The organism is Cellulophaga baltica (assembly GCF_018861125.1).
Taxonomy (GTDB): Bacteria; Bacteroidota; Bacteroidia; order Flavobacteriales; family Flavobacteriaceae; genus Cellulophaga; species Cellulophaga baltica_A.
The window spans coordinates 66,447-87,712 of record NZ_JAHKQN010000035.1; the positions used below are offsets into that span (position 1 = coordinate 66,447).

General features: G+C 33.2%; 12 protein-coding genes. All 12 read right to left on the reverse strand.

The annotated features are described in order from the left end of the window. Window positions 1-11: 11 nt before the first annotated feature. Genes KO500_RS16205 through KO500_RS16260 form a run of 12 tightly spaced genes read right to left on the reverse strand, consistent with a single transcriptional unit; the run spans window position 12 to window position 21,262 of the window. Window positions 12-1,604: a sulfatase family protein gene (locus KO500_RS16205; RefSeq protein ID WP_215957605.1), complete on the reverse strand. Its 1,593-nt coding sequence runs from the start codon at window positions 1,602-1,604 to the stop codon at window positions 12-14. Continuing rightward, window positions 1,604-2,980, reverse strand: a complete 1,377-nt coding sequence (locus KO500_RS16210) for a sulfatase family protein (protein ID WP_215957606.1) — start codon at window positions 2,978-2,980, stop codon at window positions 1,604-1,606. Before KO500_RS16210 ends, KO500_RS16205 begins: the two co-directional genes overlap by 1 nt. Window positions 2,981-3,001: 21 nt before the next feature. After that, window positions 3,002-5,314 carry a glycoside hydrolase family 95 protein gene (locus KO500_RS16215; protein ID WP_215957607.1) on the reverse strand — a complete coding sequence of 771 codons (2,313 nt, stop codon included), beginning with the start codon at window positions 5,312-5,314 and terminating at the stop codon, window positions 3,002-3,004. Between the two features lie 9 nt (window positions 5,315-5,323). Beyond that, the gene (locus KO500_RS16220; protein ID WP_215957608.1) at window positions 5,324-7,102 is read right to left on the reverse strand and encodes an arylsulfatase; all 1,779 of its coding nucleotides are present in this window, start codon (window positions 7,100-7,102) and stop codon (window positions 5,324-5,326) included. Between the two features lie 7 nt (window positions 7,103-7,109). Next, window positions 7,110-8,438, reverse strand: coding sequence for a sulfatase-like hydrolase/transferase (locus KO500_RS16225; RefSeq protein WP_215957609.1), 1,329 nt, complete (start codon window positions 8,436-8,438; stop codon window positions 7,110-7,112). A 33-nt stretch (window positions 8,439-8,471) separates the two neighbouring features. After that, window positions 8,472-10,049, reverse strand: coding sequence for a sulfatase family protein (locus KO500_RS16230; RefSeq protein ID WP_215957610.1), 1,578 nt, complete (start codon window positions 10,047-10,049; stop codon window positions 8,472-8,474). Between the two features lie 11 nt (window positions 10,050-10,060). Then, a complete protein-coding gene (locus KO500_RS16235; RefSeq protein WP_215957611.1) occupies window positions 10,061-12,658 on the reverse strand; it encodes a glycoside hydrolase family 3 C-terminal domain-containing protein in 2,598 nt (865 codons plus the stop codon). A 32-nt stretch (window positions 12,659-12,690) separates the two neighbouring features. Continuing rightward, complete coding sequence (locus KO500_RS16240) at window positions 12,691-14,085, reverse strand: glycoside hydrolase family 30 protein (protein ID WP_215957612.1); 1,395 nt, start codon at window positions 14,083-14,085, stop codon at window positions 12,691-12,693. An 8-nt stretch (window positions 14,086-14,093) separates the two neighbouring features. Then, the gene (locus KO500_RS16245) at window positions 14,094-15,719 is read right to left on the reverse strand and encodes an alpha-L-fucosidase (RefSeq protein WP_215957613.1); all 1,626 of its coding nucleotides are present in this window, start codon (window positions 15,717-15,719) and stop codon (window positions 14,094-14,096) included. Continuing rightward, window positions 15,719-17,260, reverse strand: coding sequence for a sulfatase-like hydrolase/transferase (locus KO500_RS16250; protein ID WP_215957614.1), 1,542 nt, complete (start codon window positions 17,258-17,260; stop codon window positions 15,719-15,721). Before KO500_RS16250 ends, KO500_RS16245 begins: the two co-directional genes overlap by 1 nt. A 49-nt stretch (window positions 17,261-17,309) precedes the next feature. Next, window positions 17,310-19,613, reverse strand: coding sequence for a DUF5703 domain-containing protein (locus KO500_RS16255; RefSeq protein ID WP_215957615.1), 2,304 nt, complete (start codon window positions 19,611-19,613; stop codon window positions 17,310-17,312). A 35-nt stretch (window positions 19,614-19,648) separates the two neighbouring features. Further along, a complete protein-coding gene (locus KO500_RS16260; protein WP_215957616.1) occupies window positions 19,649-21,262 on the reverse strand; it encodes a sulfatase family protein in 1,614 nt (537 codons plus the stop codon). Window positions 21,263-21,266 lie beyond the last annotated feature (4 nt).

Sequence of the window (21,266 nt, forward strand, 5' to 3'; positions counted from 1 at the left end):
GGGTTGATTTACTAAAATTTATTCTCGTTTAAATTTTCTAATTGTGGCCAAGAGCTAGCTTCATCATTTTGTTGCTTTTCTCCTGTAGTACTTCTTCCGTTGTTTATGATTTTTAATAAATCTGCTTTGTACTCTTTAATTATTTCAGGGTGCTCTGCTTGCAAATTATGTTTTTCAGCTACGTCATATTTTACGTTATAGAGTTGCACTGCTGGTAATGTATCATAAATTGCTTTTTTAGTATTGATATTTGGGTAGCTCCATCCTCCAGAACCTTTACAAAAATTTACCTTGTAATCCCCTTTACGGTAAGCGAAGTCTCCACGAACAGAATGATGAATAATGCTTTCACGTTTTGGTTCATCGCTACTTAAATTAGTTGTTGATAAATGACTAAAGCTATCTTCAGCAACATTATCGGGTAAATCAACACCTATAACATCGGCAACTGTAGCATAAAAATCTGTTGTACAAAGTAATTGATCAGATTTTGAAGCTGTAATTTTATTTTTCCAAGACATGATGTAAGGTACACGATGTCCGCCTTCATATATATCAGATTTTGTTCCTCGATACACATAACTTGGATTATGGTCTTTGCTTTTTAATTGTTTAAAGTTTGCCGTTGGTGAACAACCATTATCACTTGTAAACACAATTAATGTATTTTCCGCAATGCCGTTTGCTTCTAGAGCTTTTGTTACTTCACCTACTACCCAGTCAACCATAATAACAAAATCGGCATACGGATTATCTAAATTACTCGTACCTTGAAACTCTGCTGTTGGAAGAATTGGGGTGTGTGGTGCCGGAAGTGGCATATATACAAAAAATGGCTTGTCACTTTTAGCATTTTCACCAATATAACTTACAGTATGTTTTGTAATTTCTGGTAACGCTTGTTCGTGTTCAAAATCATCAGCAGTTAGCCCTTTTCTCCAAGTGCCTTGTTTGGTTTTACCTTTAGTTAATTTTGTTGGTACGCTTGTTGGTATATCGTTTTCTACCCAAACATAAGGTGGCATATCTAAAGAGCCACAAAAACCATAACTATAATCAAAACCATGTGTATTGGGGCCATTCTTAATTGGTGTTGTAAAATCCACTACCGGTCTAGATTTTAAATTATCAATATCTAAACCAAGAGAATCTGGTTGTCTAATATCCCAGTCCCAACCCATATGCCATTTACCAATAAAAGCGGTATTGTAGCCATTGTTTTTTAATAAATCTGCAACTGTTGAACGTTCTGGCTGAATTAAGGACTTAGAGTAACCACTTACCACACCTTGTTTAAGGCTAGTTCTCCAATTATAACGACCTGTTAAAATACTATATCGTGTTGGTGTACAAACAGCAGAACTAGTATGGGCATCAGTATACATAACACCATCAGAAGCTAAATTATCAATATTTGGAGTTTGTATTTTTGAATTTTTATTATAAATAGATACATCTCCATAACCTAAATCATCTGCCAAAATATAAATGATATTTGGTTTTGCAACAGTACTCTTCTTCTCTTTGTTTATTGGATTTTTATCTTTACAAGAAAAGAGAAAGATACTTATTATGGTTATCTGTAAGATGCTTTTAAAAGACATTATTTTGTTCTTAAGTGTTGTTGATTTCTTTTATTTTGATCTAATTCTTCATCAAAATTCGTCATCATTTTTTTTAGTTTTTTTACTATTTTAGGGTGTTCTGATGCTAAATTATGTTGTTCTGATATATCGTTTTTTAAATTGTAAAGCGCCACATTATCTTCTACTATTCTCAATTTCCAATCTCCTTTTCTTACAGCTTCTAATCTAGAATCTAGATAATAGTAAAATCCTCCCTTATTATAAGGTGATTTTTTATTGCTTTTTCCTGATAATAATGGCCATATGTTTTTACCATCAATCTTTTCTTTTGGTAAATCTGCACTGGTCAAATATGCTAACGTTGGCAAAATATCAATAGTTGAAGCTACTTCATCTGTTACTGTAGAAGGTGCGATTTTTCCTTTCCATTGAGCAATCATTGGCACTCGAAATCCTCCTTCAAAAGTTTCGTGTTTTTGCCCTCTTAATGGTAATGCACTACCACCCTGTTCTCCTTTTGATGTCCAAGGTCCGTTATCTGAAGTAAAAATTATCAATGTATTTTCATCTAAACCTTGTTGTTTTAAAGTGTTTAAAATTTCACCAACACTCCAATCTATTTCTTCTACAGCATCACCATACAAACCTCTTTTACTTTTACCTTTAAAATTCTCTGAGGCATATAAAGGTACGTGTGGCATAGAATGTGCCAAATACAGAAAAAAGTTTTCATTTTTATTTTTAGTAATAAAATTAATAGCCTGTTCTGTATAGCGTTTTGTTATGTTTGATTGATTTACTGGGTATTCAACAATCTCATCCTGATTCATTAAAGGTACTTTTCCACCTCTCCATTTTTTTTCTTTAAGGCTATCTAAAGTCATGTCCTCTCTAAAAACTATTTTTTGAGATATTTTAGCATTTGGATTTACAGACATATCATTACTAAACGGAATACCATAATACCTATCAAAACCTTGTGATGTTGGTAAATACTGCTGTTGATCTCCCAAATGCCACTTACCTATGCATGCTGTAACATAATTTTTAGTTTTTAGCATGTTGGCAATTGTAGTCTCTTCATTACTCAACCCTCCAGGAAGGTTTGGCCATAATACTTTAGGTACACCCACACGAGGAGGGTATGCGCCTGTTAACAAAGCTGCTCTTGACGGCGAACATACAGAAGATGCCGCATAAAAGTCAGTAAATTTTATACCTTCTTTTGCCATATTATCTAGATTTGGCGTACTAATCAATGGCGAACCAAAAACCCCAACATCTTGATACCCTTGATCATCTGTAAAAATGATAATTATATTAGGATTATCTTGTGCAAATACTCCTATATTAAAACCTAAAATAGTAATTATTATGCCTATTATCAGCTTCATAAAATCTGTTCTTTTAACTATTTATTTTTTATTTAAAGCACGATCAAACGTATACGTTTTTCCTGCTTCTGTTTCAAATTCTATTTCTTTGCCTTTATAAACCAGTTTACAATTTTGGCCTTTTTTAGAAGTAACCTTTACTGTTTTTAATTCAGAATTCCCCCATTCAAACGACAATTCAAAACCGCCTCTAGCAACTATACCTGAAACACTACCTTTTGTTAGCGTTTTAGGTAATGCTGGTAATATTTCTATTTTACCTAAATGACTTTGTAAAATCATCTCTAAAATTCCTGAAGCTCCTCCAAAATTCCCATCAATTTGAAAAGGTGGATGTGCATCAAATAAATTTGGATATGATCCACCACCTACTTTTCCGTTAGGCCTTTCAGCTGGGCTCAATAATTTATTTAGTAATTTGTATGAATGGTCGCCATCTTTAAAACGAGACCAGAAATTAACTTTCCAAGCTAAACTCCAACCTGTACCATTATCTCCTCTATATTCTAATGATTGTTTGGCCGCTTTCATTAATTCTGGAGTTTCCTCATAATTAATTTCATTTCCAGGGTAAACAGCCCAAAGGTGTGATACATGTCTGTGATGACTTTCAGGATCGTCCTTGTCTTCTAACCACTCTTGCAATTGCCCATGTTTACCAATTTTATTTGGTGCTATCTTAGGAATCATAACTGCTAGTTCTTTTGAAAAATCTTCATCGATTTTTAAAATTGCACTAGCCTCAATAATACTTTTAAACAAAGCTCTTATTATTTGATGATCCATTGTTGGACCAGCAACTAAACCTCCTATTTCGGGTGAGTTTGAAGGTGAACTTATTAAATACCCTGTTTTTTCATCTTCGTATAAAAATTCAGAATAGAACCTTGCTGCATCACGCATTAAGTGATAATTCTCTTTTAAAAATTCTTTATCTTGAGTAAATAAGTAATGTTCCCATATATGTGAACTCAACCAACCTGCCCCACCTAACCAAATACCGTGATGGGAAGCATTTACTGGAGCAGCACCTCTCCAGATATCAACATTATGATGAACAATCCATCCATCAGCATCATATTGTTCTTTAGCTACAGTTTTTCCTGTTTTAGAAATATCTTCAATAAAATCAAATAATGGCTCGTGACACTCACTTAAATTAGCTATTTCAACTGGCCAATAATTCATTTCTAAATTAATATTTGTTGTATAGCTACTAAACCAAGGTGGGTTTAATTTATCATTCCAAATACCTTGTAGCGTTGCTGGCTTACTACCAGGACGACTACTAGCTATCATCAAATAACGCGCATATTGTACATACAATGCTACAAATTGAGGATCATCAGGATTAGTTGAAAAATCTAATAATCTTTTATCTGTAGCTGTTTTTGACTTACCATTATCACCTAAGTCTAATTCAAAACGATTGTATAATGATTGGTAATCTTCAATATGCTTCTTCTTTGTTTTTTTATATTTTTCTGATGCTACATTAGCTAAAATCTCATCTACTATTTTATTTGGGTTACCAGTTACATCATTAAAATCAATAAAATTTGTAGCCGCAGTCAAGTAGATGGTTGCTTTTGAAGCATCTGTTATTTGAAGTTTTCCGTTTACGGCTACAATAGTACCATTGGTTTTAATTTTTAGTGTTGCTACACCTCTTAAAGCTCCGTCTTTTACTTGTACTTCTAAAGTTTGTGTATTTCCGTTTGACTTTACTGATTTATCCTCATGTAAAGCATCTAACCACAACTTAAAATTTAATGCTTTTGATTTACTTGATGTTAAGTTTACTGCTATAACTTGATCTGGGAAACTTGAAAAAACTTCTCTTTTATAATCAACTCCGTTTACCGTATAAGAAACTTTACTAATAGCCTCTTCTACATCTAATTCTCTTTGGTAATTGGCAAAGTTTTCATGGCCATTAAAAGCAATATATAAATCTCCGAAAGGTTGATACGGTACTTGCTTTAATGGTTCACTCATAAATTCTTTTTGAGCTAAAGTCTGTGCTTCTAATTGCTTACCATCCGCAAGCAATTGTCTTATTTCAGCTAAGTATTTACTTGCACCTTTATGCGCATAATCATGAGGTTTACCAGCCCATAATGTTTCTTGATTAAACTGAATATGTTCTTGAGTAACACCACCATAAACCATTGCTCCAAGACTACCATTACCAATTGGCAAAGCTTCAACCCATTTTTCTGCAGGCGAGTTATAAAACAGTTTCAAATCTTCCTGCGCTTGTATATTTTGTGTACTAAAAAATGTAACAGCACAAAAACAACTTATAAATATATGTTTTGCTAATTTCTTCATATTTTTTCTTTAATCTAAAGACTTAACTTCAAGGTATAATGGCATTGTTAATAGATCTTCACCATCTTTTTTAGTGAAAATTTCAGCCATTATATCAATATCTCCTTTATCAACTTTAAGTGAATCAACCATTAACATTTTACTGTTTGGTTTTTTGAAATTCATTTGTTTTATAGTATTACCAACTTTTAATAGAAGTTGACTGTCTTCATCTATTTCTGCGTATGTATGAACATTGATAGCGTAATTCCCTGTTTTAGAAAAATTAACTTCCCAGCTAGCAATAGGTTTTCTTACACCTTCTTCTCTATGGTATAATGCATCATTTAAATTCAGTACTAAAGGGTTCTCGTGTTTTGTGCCAATAATTGGTCTTGGAGTCTTTATGAAATTTTCTGAATGTAACATTTCTGCAATCCAAGCTTTCATTTCAGATTTCATTTCTTTCACTTTTAAAGTGTCAGAATTTGAAATATCATGTAATTCGTAAGGATCATTTTTTATATTAAACAACTCATATGTATCACTTCCTTTAAAGTCATTTTCTAACGCAACTAATTTTAATGAGTCTTTTGTTGTAGAAATATTTTTATATTTAACAGGATGTTTTCTTGACCAATAGTTGTTTATAGTACGACTTTTAAGAGTTGCATTTTCATCAGTTAACAAAGGCATTAAACTTACCCCATCAATAGCATTATCTTTTGGTAATTCAATTCCACAAAACTCTGCAAGTGTTGGTAAAATATCTAAATGTGCTACGGTAGTTTTTACATCTCTAGGCGTTTTAAATTTACTAGGAAAATACCAAAAACTTGGCACCTTAATACCACCTTGAAATACAGAAGATTTTTTACCTCTCAAGCCTGCGATATAACGCGGATCTTGAGGGCCATTATCGGTCATAAAAATAACTAGTGTGTTTTCATCAATATTTAACTCTTGTAATTTCTTAAACAATCGACCTAAATTATCATCAATATTTGTAACCATCCCATATACCTTTCGTGCATATTCATTAGCTTTCGGGTACATATTCGGAAATGGTTTAGAATCATTCTTAAAGGCTTTTTTTACGTCAACATCTTTATACAAATCATAATATTCTTGCGGCACCTGCAATGGTGTGTGAGGTGCATTAAATGATAGGTATAAAAAAAAAGGATTGTCTTTATTTTCTTCTACAAAATCGATAGCTGCCGTTCCAAAAACATCTGAACAATACCCTTCAGTTTTTACCTGTGTTCCGTTTTTCCAAAGGGTAGGGTTGTAATAACTACTATCAGGGTTTATCGTATTTGGCCAATCACCTGGTTGCCCAATACCACCTGAAAGATGGTTTAACGTATAGTCAAAACCTTGATCTTGTGGTCTCATAGGATAATTATCTCCTAAATGCCATTTGCCAATTATTCCAGTTTTATAATTTGCTTCTTGTAAAAGTTCGGCAATAGTAATTTCTGAAGTAGCCATCAATGATCCGCCACGTTGTGTATCATAAACGCCAGTTCTCATAGCATAACGCCCTGTCATAATTGAAGCTCTAGTTGGTGCACAAACAGGTGACACTAAAAACTCATCAAAACGGACACTTTTACTAGCTAAACTATCAATAACAGGAGTTTTTACAATTGGGTTACCATAGTAGCCCAAATCACCAAAACCTTGATCATCAGTAAGTATTAAAATGATATTTGGTTTTGCTGTTGCTTCAATTTTTTTATCATCAGAACAACCAGACAAAACCAGCAAAAAAATAAAAATATGTATATGAATTAACCTTTTCATTATACTTTTAATTAGCTACACTTTTTTTAACGTCTTTATTCCAAGCTTCAATTTTTGCAACCATAGTTTTTACCATATCTGGGTGCTCACTTGCTAGATTATTTTTTTCTTGGATATCATCTTTCAAATTAAAAAGTAAAGGCTCAGTTTCTTTATTTCTTAAAATTAATTTCCAATCACCTTCTCTTAAAGCTGTTCTACCTGCGTAGCCCCAATACAAATCTCTTTGAGATAAATGATAACCTTTAACTAGATTATTCTTTAGACTAACACCATCTAAATTTTTGGTTTTTTCAGCACCTACAAAATCCATAATCGTAGGAAATAAATCCATTGTTAAAATAGTTTCATTATTTACCTGATTTGGTAAAATAGTTTCAGGATACCAAGCCATTGCAGAAACACGGTGACCACCTTCAAACAAAGTAGATTTAAAACCTCTTAGACCTCCGTTACTCCCAACTTTTCGAGAAGCTCCGTTATCTGAACAAAAGAATACCAAAGTGTTTTTATCTAACTTTAATTCTTTTAAAGTTTTCATAACTACTCCAACACCTTCATCCATAACCTCAACCATTTCTTTATAGATATTGTTGAGCTCCTCTTCGGACATTTTATCTTTTTGCTTAGCACCATTTTTCCAACCTATCTCTCGTTCTGCTTTTGACAAACGGCCTTGAAACGGACCATGAGGAGCCTCATGAGGTATGTATAATAAAAATGGCTCATCTTTATGGCGCTTTATAAAATCAACTGAATGTTCCGTAATCAAATCTGTTGAATAGCCTTTTTCATTCTTAATTTCATCGCCATTCCACCAATCTTCATAACCTTCTTGATCAATATGAGAGTGATAATCTACATTACCCGAAACGTAGCCAATATACTCATCAAAGCCTTGATTGATTGGATTGAATTCTGTTTTATAACCTACGTGCCATTTTCCAAACATTCCCGTAACATAACCAGCCTCCTTAATTGCTTCTGCAAATGTTTTCTCTGAAGTTTCCAAACCTTTATCTCTATGGTGTTTTGCGGTAACTACACCATCAATACCAACACGTTGTTGATACTTACCAGTTAATATTGCGGCACGTGTTGGGCTACAAACTGGTCCGTTAGAATGAAAATCTGTAAATTTAATTCCTTCAGATGCCATTTTGTCTAAATTAGGCGTACTAATTAAAGTACTACCGTAACACGATAAATCTCCATAACCCATATCATCAGCCATAATTATGATGATGTTTGGCTTATCTTGCTTTTGTGCTACACAGCTTGTAAATACATTAGTTACAAAAAAAGAGACAAGAAGTATATTAAATTTTTTAAGCATAATTATTTTATTGAATAATATTTTAGCTGAAAATTAATCGTTCCAGTGTGCTTTTATAATTTCAAGAACTTCAGGTGTATCCGCATCAGTATCACCAACAGCTTCTTTTTTATTTAAAATTTCAACCTTTAATGCTGCTATAATTTCTTTGTATTTAGGATCGTTGTAAGCGTTGTGTAGTTCTTTTGGATCTTCTTCTAAATCATAGAAATCCCAAAATTGATTTTTTGCTACACCAGCAAACCCATTACCATAGAAAAAAGCAAGCTTGTAACGTTTACCACGAATACCAAAATGCCCTGGTCTATCTTTTGAGTGATCCCAGTATCTGTAATATCCATAATTTCTCCAGTCACTAGGTGTATTCCCTTTTAAGTTTTCACGGAAACTTTTTCCCTGCATATCTTCAGGGTAATCTATACCTGCATAATCAGCAAATAATGCTGAAAAATCTACATTTTCAATAAGATCTTTATTTCTTGCACTTGCTCTAACTTCTTTTGGGTAACGAATTACGAATGGCATATGAATAGATTCTTCAAAAATCAAACGCTTATCAAACCAACCATGTTCTCCTAAAAAGTAACCTTGATCTGCAGTATAAATTACAACCGTATTTTCTGCTAAACCAGATTTATCTAAATAATCTAAAAGCTTTCCAATATTATCATCAACGGCAGCACCAGAACGCATAAAATCTTTAATCATTTTTTGATACGTTTTATATCGTGCTTCATCGTGAGTTAAACCATCAACTGAAAATGGTAAACCTGGATAATTCATAAAATCTTTACGTAACTCTGGGTTCGCTGTAGCATCTAAATAACGTTGCTGAAGGTTATCCATAGATTGTCCTAAGAATGAACGACCAGTTGTTGATGCACTACTATCATAAAAAGATTCTGGCGCAGGAATTTCTTCATCTTTATACAAATCTGCATAGCGCTCAGGGTAATCATAAGGTTCGTGAGTTGCTTTAAAATGGCACATTGCCATAAAAGGTTTGCTTTTATCACGATTCTCAATCCAATTTATAGTTTTGTCTGCAATAATATCTGTACTGTAGCCTTCGTATTGTTTACCACCTTCATAATAATCTTGCCAATTATCTTCCGTTTTAATTATTGGATTGTGATATTCTCCTTGACCAGGAAGTACCGCATAATAATCAAAACCTGCAGGTTCTTGCTTTAAGTGCCATTTACCAACAATTGAAGTTTGGTAGCCTCCTTTTTGAAGTTCTTTAGCGATGTTATTATATTCCGGTGACAAACCCGCATCTAAAACACGAACACCGTTTATATGGCTGTATTGACCTGTTAATATTGTTGCTCTACTTGGCGTACAAATAGAATTTGAAACCAAACAATTTTCTAAAACAGTACCTTCAGAAGCCAACCTTTTTAAATTAGGATTATGTACATAATCTTCTAAAATACCACCGTAAATTCCCCATGCTTGAGCCGTATGATCATCGGACATGATGAATAAAATATTTGGCTTTTCTGGTTTTGTTACGGTTATTGCCTCCTCTTTTGGTTTTTCTTTACAGCTTGTTACAGTTGTAAAAGCTAGTAAAATTATTGCACCTAGTTGAAGTACATGTTTCATTTTTATTTGGTTTAATTTGTGACGTTTAGTTTAACAGTTTTGAAATTATCTGATGCTGGCCCTATACCTATTTCAAAAGTTCCTGGTTCTACAACATATTTGTGTTGTTCTAAATCAAAAAATGATAAATCTTCAGGTGTAATTTCAAATGTTACTGTTGTTGATTTTCTCGGTTTTAAAGAAATTCGTTTTATACCTCTTAAACTTTTCAAAGGTCTCTTTACTGAACTCTCTAAATCTTTGATGTACAATTGTACGACTTCTTCACCCTTAAAGTCTCCTACATTTTTGACATTAACTGATACTTTTATTGCCTCACTTGCTTTAATCTCGTCTTTTGACAGTTTTAATTTATCATATTTAAAATTTGTATAGCTTAATCCATAACCAAATGGGTATAAAGCTTCACCCTCAAAATAGCGGTATGTTCTCCCCTTCATACTGTAGTTTACAAAAGGAGATAAATCTTTATGTGATTTATAAAAAGTTACTGGTAAACGTCCTGAAGGATTGTAATCACCAAAAAGAACATCTGCAATTGCAGTACCACCAAGTTCACCAGGGTACCAAGCTTCTACAATAGCAGGCAGGTTTTCATCTTCCCAATTTACAGCTAAAGCACTACCATTAAGTAATACTAAAACAACTGGTGTTCCTGTTTCGTGCAATGCTTTCAACAACTTAGTTTGAACGGCAGGTAAATCAATATTAACTTTATCACCACCATCAAAACCTTTTGAATTTACTGGCATATGCTCACCTTCTACACTTGCAGAAATACCTCCAACAAAGACTACAACTTCAGATTTCTTAGCTAATTCAATGGCTCTTTCATATGAAGTTTTATCTTTAGAAGCCCACATAAATTTCAACTTGGCAGGATAACCATGGTGTATATATTGAATTTTAACATTATACGATTTCCCTTTTTCTAAGTGTATCGATCCTTTGACAACTTTACGTTTTGGACGCTCTGAATTATCTGCTATTACTTTTCCATCAATGGCTAAAGTGAACACCCTATGATGACTTTGTAAACCTAAATCGTAATCTCCGGATACATCTACTTTTATTTTTCCTGTGTATTCTACACCAAAATTTACTTCGTCTAAACCTTCAACAGGAATTAAATTCCAGTTAGAATTCACAACCTCTTCTATTCGTGTTGCAACTGGTGTTCCTGAAAACTCGTGATTATTATAATACTTAGCTTGTAATCCAGTTTGATTGTTAAAGCTTAAATATTCAGCAGGAATTAAAGACATTTTTGAATCTTGGGTAATCATTTCTGTACCTGCTTCAAAATACACTTTTGTATCTTTAGAAACTTTATTTTTTATACCATCTAAAGGTGTAAAATATCGTGATGGAAATCCGTTATAATTCCCTAATAACACTTCTAATTCGTTTGCATTAGGCCCTACAACAGCAATAGATTTTACATCTTTTTTAATTGGTAAGGTTTTGTTTTCATTCTTTAATAAAACAATAGATTTTTGAGCCGTTTCTAAAGCTAAAGCTCTGTGTTTTTCAGAACTCACAACATCCATAGGAATACTTGCATAAGGCACCATTTCAGCAGGATCAAACATTCCTAATTTAAAACGTGCTTTAAAGATTCGTTTTAATGATACATCTACATCAGCCTCTTTAATTAAACCAATTTCAACTGCGTTTACTAAATATTCATAACGTGTACCACAATTTAAATCTGTCCCTGCAAGAAGTGAAACTGCGGCAGCTTCTTCTTTAGAATCTACATAATTGTGATAATCGTGAATATCTCTAATGGCATTACAATCTGAAACTACAAAACCTTCAAATCCCCAATCTTGACGTAAAATTTCATCTAATAATTGGTGACTTGCACAACATGGTTTACCCATATATCTGTTATATGCTCCCATAATAGAATATGCTTTCCCTTCTTTAACCGTGGCTTCAAAAGCAGGTAAATAAGTGTCGTATAAATCACGTTCGGTTGTTATGGCATCAAAGAAATGACGTTCTGGTTCTGGACCACTGTGTACTGCAAAGTGCTTAGGCGTTGCTACCAATTTTAAGTATTTATCATCATCACCTTGTAATCCTTTAACAAAACTAATTCCCATACGAGAAGTCAAATACGGATCTTCACCGTAAGTTTCTTGACCACGACCCCAACGCGGATCACGGAATATATTCACGTTTGGTGTCCAGTATGTTAAACCTTCGTATCTCTTAAAAGAATTGTTACGTAACGCTTCGTGATGTTTTGCTCTGGCTTCATCTGAAATTACGGTAGCCGATGCTAAAATTAATTCTTCATCAAACGTAGCACCTAAACCAATTGCTTGAGGAAAAACGGTTGCTTTACCAGCACGCGCAACACCATGCAAAGCTTCATTCCAATACTCATGAGCAGGAACATTTAAACGTTCGATAGCAGGAGCATCATTCATCATTTGACCAACTTTTTCTTCTAAAGTCATCCGACCAACAAGATCATCAACTCTTTCATCAAAAGATAAAGATGGATTTAAATATGGTAACTTTTCTTGTGCTACCATTTTAAGCGATACTAATATTAAAACTAGCAATGTTGTTTCTTTTATTTTAAAGATTCTCATTTTGTAGGGTTTATTTTCGAGATAATAATTGGTTATTTATAATTGGTTACTATAACTGAAATTGTATGTGCTGGAACATCAACCACTTTTGTTTGATCATCTTTTAACCAAATGTCAAATGTTTTTGCTTTATCTGAACTATTTTTAACAAACAGATATATATTTTTATCATCTGCTAATGTGATAGTTTCGCTATACCATGAAGCTGATGCTATTCTTTTCATTCCTGGGCGCATAAACCTTCCAAACAACGCCATTGTAGCATAATCAGGATTGTATGTAACAGTTTTTTCTTTACGATTTATTTTGATTAAACTGTTTTGTTTCCAGCCCCAACCACTGGATGAATCTTCATTCAAAATCATATTCCAGTAACAGAAATTAGGAACACCGTGGTTTATAAATGAAGCCACTTCGTTAAATCTAGAAAAAGCTTGATCTACACTATTTTTACCACCGTAGCAATTACCCTCAGTATGTAAAAAATTAATATCAGGATAAACAGCTTGCATATTTTCTATTTGTCTAGAATTCATGTATTGCACGCCAATACCATCAACTGCTTCTCTATAATCCGTATTACTAACAAACTCTAAACCATCTAATCTTTTAGCCGTACGGAATGTACCTGCCCAAATTTCTGTTGGTATTTTTGCTTTAGCGAATTGCGGGCGTAAATAATTGATTACAAACTCACCCATTTCTTCTGGAGGCATATGGTTAGACGGGTATTTTGTACTCACATCTTGCTCATTCTGAATTACAATTTTATTAACTGAAATCCCCTCTTTTGCATACGCTTCTACATATTTAGAAAAATATAAAGCATAAGTTTTGTAAATTTTAGGATCGTTTTTCAATACATTTTTTTCAGGAAACTCTTCTCCTCTATCCATTAGTCCTGATTCTTTCATCCATCCAGGCGGACTCCACGGTGAAGCAAATAACTCCATTTCAGGTTTGTATTTGTATGCCATTTGTATAAAAGGAATAACACTTGTCTTTTCTCTTTCGATAGAAAACTTTTTCATTTTATAATCATTTGGAACTTCACTATAACTATACGCATCAATTCCAAAATCACTTGCACCAATAGCCGTTCTACAAACCGTAAAATTTGCAAGACTTGAATCAAACAAGTTTTTCATGATATCATTTTGCTGTGTTTCGCTTAATGACATTAATGCTTCTCCTCCAATTTCATTGAAAGCACCACCAATACCTTCTATAGTTTGAAAAGTTATATCAGGATAAATACGCACAGATATTCCTTTTTCATCTGATTTACCTTCTATTTTTTTAACAGGATTGGCCTCAATACTTTGACCTTCAATTAACTCTACATAATAAACGTCAACATCTTTCTGAGCGTAAGCCTGAAAGGATGCTACTAAAATTATTATCAGTGGAAAAACTATTTTTTTCATTATTTCTATTACTTAAAATTTGCTTTCAAAACAACAGGGTAACTATCTCCATTTACTGCAGGCATATCAATACTTAAGCCTTTATCAGTTTGTTTAAATAAAATCTTTCTTCCGTCGTATAACTGAGTTAACTTTTTAAGTTTACCTGGGTTTACTTCACTTAATTTTCCTAATGAAGGAACTAAAAATTCTCCACCTTTAGGATTCATAACGATAATATAAAAATCGTCTCCATTAGTTGTGTAACGAACTTCATCAGGTGAAAAAGCCGGTGTTGCAGTCGTACGTTGGTTAAAATGTTCGCCATGTTTTTGGTTTGCTGTTGCGTTGCGCAACTCACCCTCAACAGTCTCAACTTCTTCTCCTCTTACACTTTTACCATCACCGTAAACCTTCCAAGGTCTTGTGCCATAAATTGCTTCCCCATTAATTTTAAGCCAATCACCAACAATTTTCACACTCTTTTTAATTTCATGAGGAATTGTTCCATCAGGATTTAACTCCATACTCAACAACAAGTTTCCGTTTTTACTAACTGCTTCAATCAGCATTTCTAAAATGGTACGTGCATTATGCGTTAGATGACGGTCTTTTTTGTAAAACCAATCGGTAAACGTAATTTCTGATTGCCAAGGGTATTCTCTCAACGTATTACTACCTCCAGATTCTACTTCATTAACCGTACCTGCTGCTTTTCTTTTTAAAAGCATTACAGCATCTATTTTACCATTTTCTTTTAAGCTATTATTGTAAAGAGTACGTGTAACTTCCTTACCATAATCCCCGTAGGTAAAATTAAAACCATCATTATACAACAAGTCTGGCTTGTAATTAGTTACTAATTCAATGTGGCGTTTTAACCAGTTTTTCTTAATATCTTCTATAATTTCTGGTGTGCGATCTTCAGGAGCTGGACCATATAATTTTTCAGGATCTAAACCTTCCCACCAAAGTCCCTTACCATCTGCTTTTGTTAAACGAGCATCATAAGGTATACCTTTATAAATTCCTTCTTTATCAGAACCAAAAGCTGGTTTCCACCAGTTTAAAAAACGATCATCATGACTTGTAACTCCAAATTTTAAACCTGCATTGCGTGTTGCTGTTTCAAATTCCCCAATAATATCTTTTTTAGGACCTACATTTACAGAATTCCATTCGTGATATGTAGAGTTAAATAAATCGAAATGATCATGATGGTTTGCTAAAGCAACAATATATTTAGCTCCATTTTCTTTTGAAAAATTAATTAATGCTTGTGCATCAAATTTTTCAGCTTTCCATTCGTTAATAACATCTTTAAATCCAAATTCTGAAGGATGTCCGTAAGTCTGTAGATGATATGGGTAAGCCATTTTTCCAAATTTTTGACGGCCAACATCTTGCATATACATATGGCGAGCATACCAACCACCACCCTGCTCTGGCTGTGCTTGTGGCCCCCAATGAAACCAAATACCAAACTTAGCGTCTCTAAACCATTCTGGACATTCATATTGATCGGCTAGTTCATTCCATGACAGTTCTTTATCTTGAGCGTTTAGCGGAATACTAAGTGTGACCATAAAAAAGGCACAAAGAGTTAAAAAACTAAATTTTGGAATCAATTTCATATCGTTCAAAGGGATATTCATTATTTTTTTGTTTTAAAATTATAATCTTCAGGATGGTCGAAAAGTCCGAACTCTTTCTTAGTTAAATCTGCAGGATCACCGACTTCTTTAATTAATTTATCTAACTCTAATGTTAAATCTTCTTTTACATTATTGTAATTCTCATCATCAATTAGATTAACCAACTCCCAAGGGTCGTTTTTAAGATTGAATAATTGATACGTGTATGTGTCTTTTTTTGAACTTACTATTAATTTAAAATCTCCTTTACGAACAGCTCTATGCCCACCATAATTATTGATATTTTGTCTATAAGTATCTCCTGGCCAAGAGTTATAAGCATAAAACATACTAGTTCTAACTTCTTTAGCATCACCTTCAATTACTGGAGTTAAATCTTCTGTTTGTATAGACTCAGGAATATCTAAACCTGTTAAACCACATAATGTTGGAAAAACGTCATGTAAGTAAGCTAATGCATCGGTTTTTTTGTTTTTAGGAATATTTGGCCCAACAAATACTAATGGTACACTAACACTATGTTCATAAACATTTTGCTTACCTAATAAACCGTGTTGCCCTAAAGCTAAACCGTTATCACCTGCTAAAACTATAATTGTGTTATCTGCTTCACCTGAAGCTTCCAATGCTTTTAAAACTCTACCTATTTGAGTATCGGTAGCAGTAATCATTGCATAATAATCTGAAATTTCTTTTTGAACAATAGCTTCTGTTCTTGGAAAAGGAGCTAAAACTTCATCTCTAATATGATCATCAGCAATTTCAAAAGGATGTTGAGGCTTATAATTTTCAGGTAACGCTATATTTTCTGAAGGATACATATCATGAAATTCCTGTGGTGCTGTACGAGGATCATGTGGTGCTGTAAAAGCAACATACATTAAAAAAGGCTTTTCTTTATCTTCTTTATAAGAATTTAAAAAACCTACAGCAGCGTCAGCAAATACTTCACTACTAAATTTTTCGTCATCTTGATATCCGGCAGACCATCCTGTCTCAGGTGTATAATCTTTAACTTTTGTACCAAAATGTCTCGTCATACCTCCTAAAAAAGCAGACTTAATTTTATCAAAACCACGCTCTAACCAAATTTCACCGTTGTGTTGTTTTCCTGTAGCAAAAGTTTCATAACCGTTAGATTTGAAATATTCAGGAAAAGTCAATTTGTCACTTTTACCTTTATCCTCTTTATTAAAAGCAAATTGAGCATATACATTTGGCTCTATATTAAAGTAATGACGCCCTGTCATTAACATAGCTCTACTTGGTGAACAAACAGCAGCAGTTGTTGCTCCTAAAATGTATGAATTTGTAAATGAAGTCCCTTTATTAACTAATTTATCCATATTCGGTGTTTGGACATCGTACTTATCCATTGCACCAATTGTTCCACCTCTTTGATCATCTGTAAATAAGAAAAGTATGTTTGGTTTTTTACTCTCTTCTTTTACAACTTCTGTTTTCTCTTCTTCCTTACAGCTACTAACACTTACAAAAAGTATTAATGCAACTATTTTGATTAGATTTTTGGTATTGTTCATTTTTATAAATTTGTTCCTGTTTGTTTAATTGATATTGCTAAATAATATTTTATTCCCCTTCCCAAACCTCGGGTTTAGGAGCTTCTAATTTCTGACCTATAAAAACATCTTTTTTACGGTCTGGAGGAATTATTTTCAATTCTTTAATTTTTCCTTTTTCAATTTTACCTTCAATTATTGTATTCTTTTTAGCATACAACTTAAACTCGCCTCCCCAAGTTTTAGGAAATGCTGGTAATAAGATTATTTTATCATCTACATTTTGTAAAATCATACGTTGTAGTGCAGTAGCAGCAACTGAAGAGTGTTGCACATCAGGAGTACCGTCATGTGTAGACATAAAAAAACCTGGGTAACGTTGCTCTGGTACTGGACGGTATAATGCCCAAACAACTTCTTTTTGAACAGAATCTGTTAAACCAACCATTGCTGCCATTATAGCTTCAGGATGCCAGCCACCACGAATGTAACCTGGTGCCCATTTTGGGTTTTCTCCTCCAACATCGTTTACTAAAGTTGTTCTGTTTTTATAGGTGTCTTGTGCCATTTTTAAATCTGGTAAGCCAACACCATACAAGTGATATGGAAAAACAGCATACAATTCAGCAACTTCAACATTTGCTTTTTTAGATTTTATAACTTCAGCATTTGCTAAAATTTTAGTTCCGTTTCTATCTCTTGTTGGCACTTCAGGCACACGAGCTAACAATTCTTTCCAATATGTTCTATCAGGTTGAGTAGTCAAGTGTTCTGGTAATTTAAGTAAGCTACCCAATACTGAACGTAAGCCTGCAATAAACGGCATTGGATTGTCTGCATCTCGAAACGACTCTAACACGTGAACATCAGGGAAATATAATTTTCCATCTTTATGAGGCCAATGTAAATCGAAAAACTTTACAATTTCTGAAGCAAAAGGAATAAATTCTTCTTTAGCAAAAGTTTCATTTTGCAAATAATCATAATGCTCCGATAAATACCACGCAACTTCTAAACCTGCATTCCAGTGTGTTCTATGCCATTTAGATTGTTGTTGTCCTGGCTCTAAACCTTTTCTATCTACACCATAAACACCTGGAGCAACAACACCCCATAGCGTTGTAGATTCTCTTATTACAGTACCTTCATGGCCAAAAACCGTGTTTGAATGTTCTTTCATTAAATTAAAACCTCTCATGTAGGTGTTAATAAATGGATTTGTATACTTAAATTGCCCAGCAGCGTTCATAGAATAAAACGGTAAACGTACATTTTGATGCAACATCAAATTACCCCATGAGCGGTGATCTTTATTTTTAAAATATTTTATACCTGTATGGTTTCGTTGTAAAACTTCATTTAAATCTGGAGCAAACATAGATCCGTTCCATATAATAGGAAATTCACCTTCACCTGCCATAGCATTTAAATACATGGTATATGCATAACCAGCACTAGTTTGTTTTGCTTCTTTAAACCCAGTTAAATGAATATAACTGCTTTTCCAAAATGCATCCCACCAAGTTGTATGTGCTTGCCAATCAGCCTTTAAATTTTCTTTTTTAGAAGCATTAGCTTTTATGTCAGCTAACCATTTATCAGCAGAATCAATTCGTTTATTAAGGGTGTATATTTTAAGATGATTGTATTTTTTAGCTTTAGATATCATTGTTGAATCTGAAGTATTCGACATTTTGTCACCAACAATCATCGCACCAAAAGTTCGGTTTTCTAAAACGTTATCTAAATTTTCAGGCTTAGGAATTTCTAAAGCTTTAATTGTCCAATCGAAAGCTTTAGTAGTTTCATTTCTATGATACCATGTAATTGCTTTTTCGTTATCTTTTACGATAACATCTGGCGATTCAGAAATACCGTCAGGTACACCTTTAAAATTTGTTTCTGTGATTAATTCTGCTTCATCTCTCCAATCATGAAGCTTTACATTCAACTTAAATTTTGAATCAGAAATATTTTCAACATGGATAACACTATTGTTCTTATCTATCCAAATTTTAGATTTAAAACCATTATCGCCTGTTAAATAAATAACACCATCACTTAAAATAAGATCTTGTTTAAATGTGCTGTCAAAAGGATTGGGAGAAACTTCAACCTCTACATCACCTAATTTTAATAATCTGTGCGCTTCAGACCAAGCATCGATATGTCGAACAGAAATCCAAATATTACCATTTTCCAAAACAGAAACTAAAGCACCTGTAGTTCCATTACCCAAGGGCATGGCATCAGAAGCAATTTTACTTTTCTCACTCCAAGAAACATTATATTGATCTACAGATATACTTTGACTGTATATTTTAAAAGACATTAAAAATACACCTAAAAAAACACCTGCTAATTTAAATTTCATATCTGTTTATCTTACTGTTTGGTTTTGTACTATTTCTAGTGTTTTTTAATTCCCTTTTTTGATAAATACTTCTCTAAATTCTCTTCATTTAAAGCATCACTATCACCATACTTTGTTCTCATTTTTTCAAGTTGCTCATGCATATCTTTCTTAATTGAAGCATAATCAGGATCTTCATATACATTATGCATTTCGGTTGGGTCTTTTTCTAAATCATATAATTCCCACTTATCAATATCATAATAAAAATGAATCAACTTAAACTTATCTGTTCTAACACCGTAATGACGCTTTACTTTGTGCTCTGCTGGGTATTCGTAGAACGTATAATAAATTGCATCTCTCCATTCACTAGCTTCACCGTTTACTAATTTTCTTAACGATTCGCCTTGAATTGATTCATCTATTTCTGCTCCTGCATAATCTAAAAATGTTGGTGCAAAATCAATATTTTGAACTAGTTCATCAATTACAGTACCAGGCTTAATTTCTTTAGGATATTTCATTAAAATTGGCGTTCTAAATGATTCTTCATACATAAAACGCTTATCAAACCAACCGTGTTCTCCTAAATAAAACCCTTGATCTGATGTATACACAACTATTGTATTTTCTTCTAAACCATTTTCTTTTAAATAATCTAAAACTTGACCCACACCATCATCTACAGATTGGATAGTTCTTAGGTAATCGTGCATATATCTGTTATATTTCCATACTGCTAAATCTTTACCTTTTAAATTTTTAGATTTAAAATCAGCTATAATAGGATCGTAATAAGCGTCCCAAGCGGCTTTTTGCTCATCCGTCATTCTATCATACTTTCTTTGGAACATACCTCTATATTTAGTTTTCAGTTCCTCTTCTTTATCAAGCATTTTAAGATCGTAAACCAAGTCCATATCTTTATAAATACTCATCTCTTGAGCCGCTGCCGCAGGTCTATCTTCATAATCATCAAAGAAATTTGCAGGCGGATCAAAAGTTACACTATCCATTAAAGTCAAATATTTTTCTTCTGGCATCCATGTTCTATGTGGTGCTTTTTGATGGTACATTAACATAAAAGGCTTTTCTTTATCTCGCTTAGTATCTAACCAGTTTAAAGCAATATCGGTTGTAACGTGAGTGATATAACCAGGATAAGTTTTAGCAACACCATTCTCAATAAAATCTGGTGAATAATATTGCCCTTGGCCAGGAAGTACATTAGAATAATTAAAACCTTGTGGTAAACCATCTAAATGTATTTTACCTACTAAAGCAGTTTCGTAACCATTTTTTTGTAATGCTTTTGCGAAGTTATCTTGGTCCCAATTAAATGCATGAACATTATCTACTTTTCCATTTTTAAAACTATGTTTACCTGTAAGCATTGCCGCTCTACTAGGTGCGCATATTGAATTATTTACAAAACCTCTATTGAAAATTGCGCCTTCTTTTGCAATTCTATCGATATTGGGTGTATTGTTTAAACCATGACCATAAGCACTAATTGCTTGGTAGGCATGATCATCACTCATTATAAAAACAATGTTTGGCTTTTTTGCTTTTACTTCTTCTTCAATAACTTTTTTTTCTTCTTTACATGCTACAAATGCTAAAGCAAAAAATGCAAGTATGCTAATTTGTTTTATTTGTGTTCTCATCAAA

What these genes read in the sequence shown, in the direction of transcription:
- KO500_RS16255 (WP_215957615.1), bottom strand. Translation starts at nt 19,613, where the DNA reads ATGAAATTTAAATTAGCAGGTGTTTTTTTAGGTGTATTTTTAATGTCT.
- KO500_RS16250 (WP_215957614.1), bottom strand. Translation starts at nt 17,260, where the DNA reads ATGAACAATACCAAAAATCTAATCAAAATAGTTGCATTAATACTTTTT.
- KO500_RS16230 (WP_215957610.1), bottom strand. Translation starts at nt 10,049, where the DNA reads ATGAAACATGTACTTCAACTAGGTGCAATAATTTTACTAGCTTTTACA.
- KO500_RS16205 (WP_215957605.1), bottom strand. Translation starts at nt 1,604, where the DNA reads ATGTCTTTTAAAAGCATCTTACAGATAACCATAATAAGTATCTTTCTC.
- KO500_RS16245 (WP_215957613.1), bottom strand. Translation starts at nt 15,719, where the DNA reads ATGAATATCCCTTTGAACGATATGAAATTGATTCCAAAATTTAGTTTT.
- KO500_RS16240 (WP_215957612.1), bottom strand. Translation starts at nt 14,085, where the DNA reads ATGAAAAAAATAGTTTTTCCACTGATAATAATTTTAGTAGCATCCTTT.
- KO500_RS16260 (WP_215957616.1), bottom strand. Translation starts at nt 21,262, where the DNA reads ATGAGAACACAAATAAAACAAATTAGCATACTTGCATTTTTTGCTTTA.
- KO500_RS16220 (WP_215957608.1), bottom strand. Translation starts at nt 7,102, where the DNA reads ATGAAAAGGTTAATTCATATACATATTTTTATTTTTTTGCTGGTTTTG.
- KO500_RS16225 (WP_215957609.1), bottom strand. Translation starts at nt 8,438, where the DNA reads ATGCTTAAAAAATTTAATATACTTCTTGTCTCTTTTTTTGTAACTAAT.
- KO500_RS16215 (WP_215957607.1), bottom strand. Translation starts at nt 5,314, where the DNA reads ATGAAGAAATTAGCAAAACATATATTTATAAGTTGTTTTTGTGCTGTT.
- KO500_RS16235 (WP_215957611.1), bottom strand. Translation starts at nt 12,658, where the DNA reads ATGAGAATCTTTAAAATAAAAGAAACAACATTGCTAGTTTTAATATTA.
- KO500_RS16210 (WP_215957606.1), bottom strand. Translation starts at nt 2,980, where the DNA reads ATGAAGCTGATAATAGGCATAATAATTACTATTTTAGGTTTTAATATA.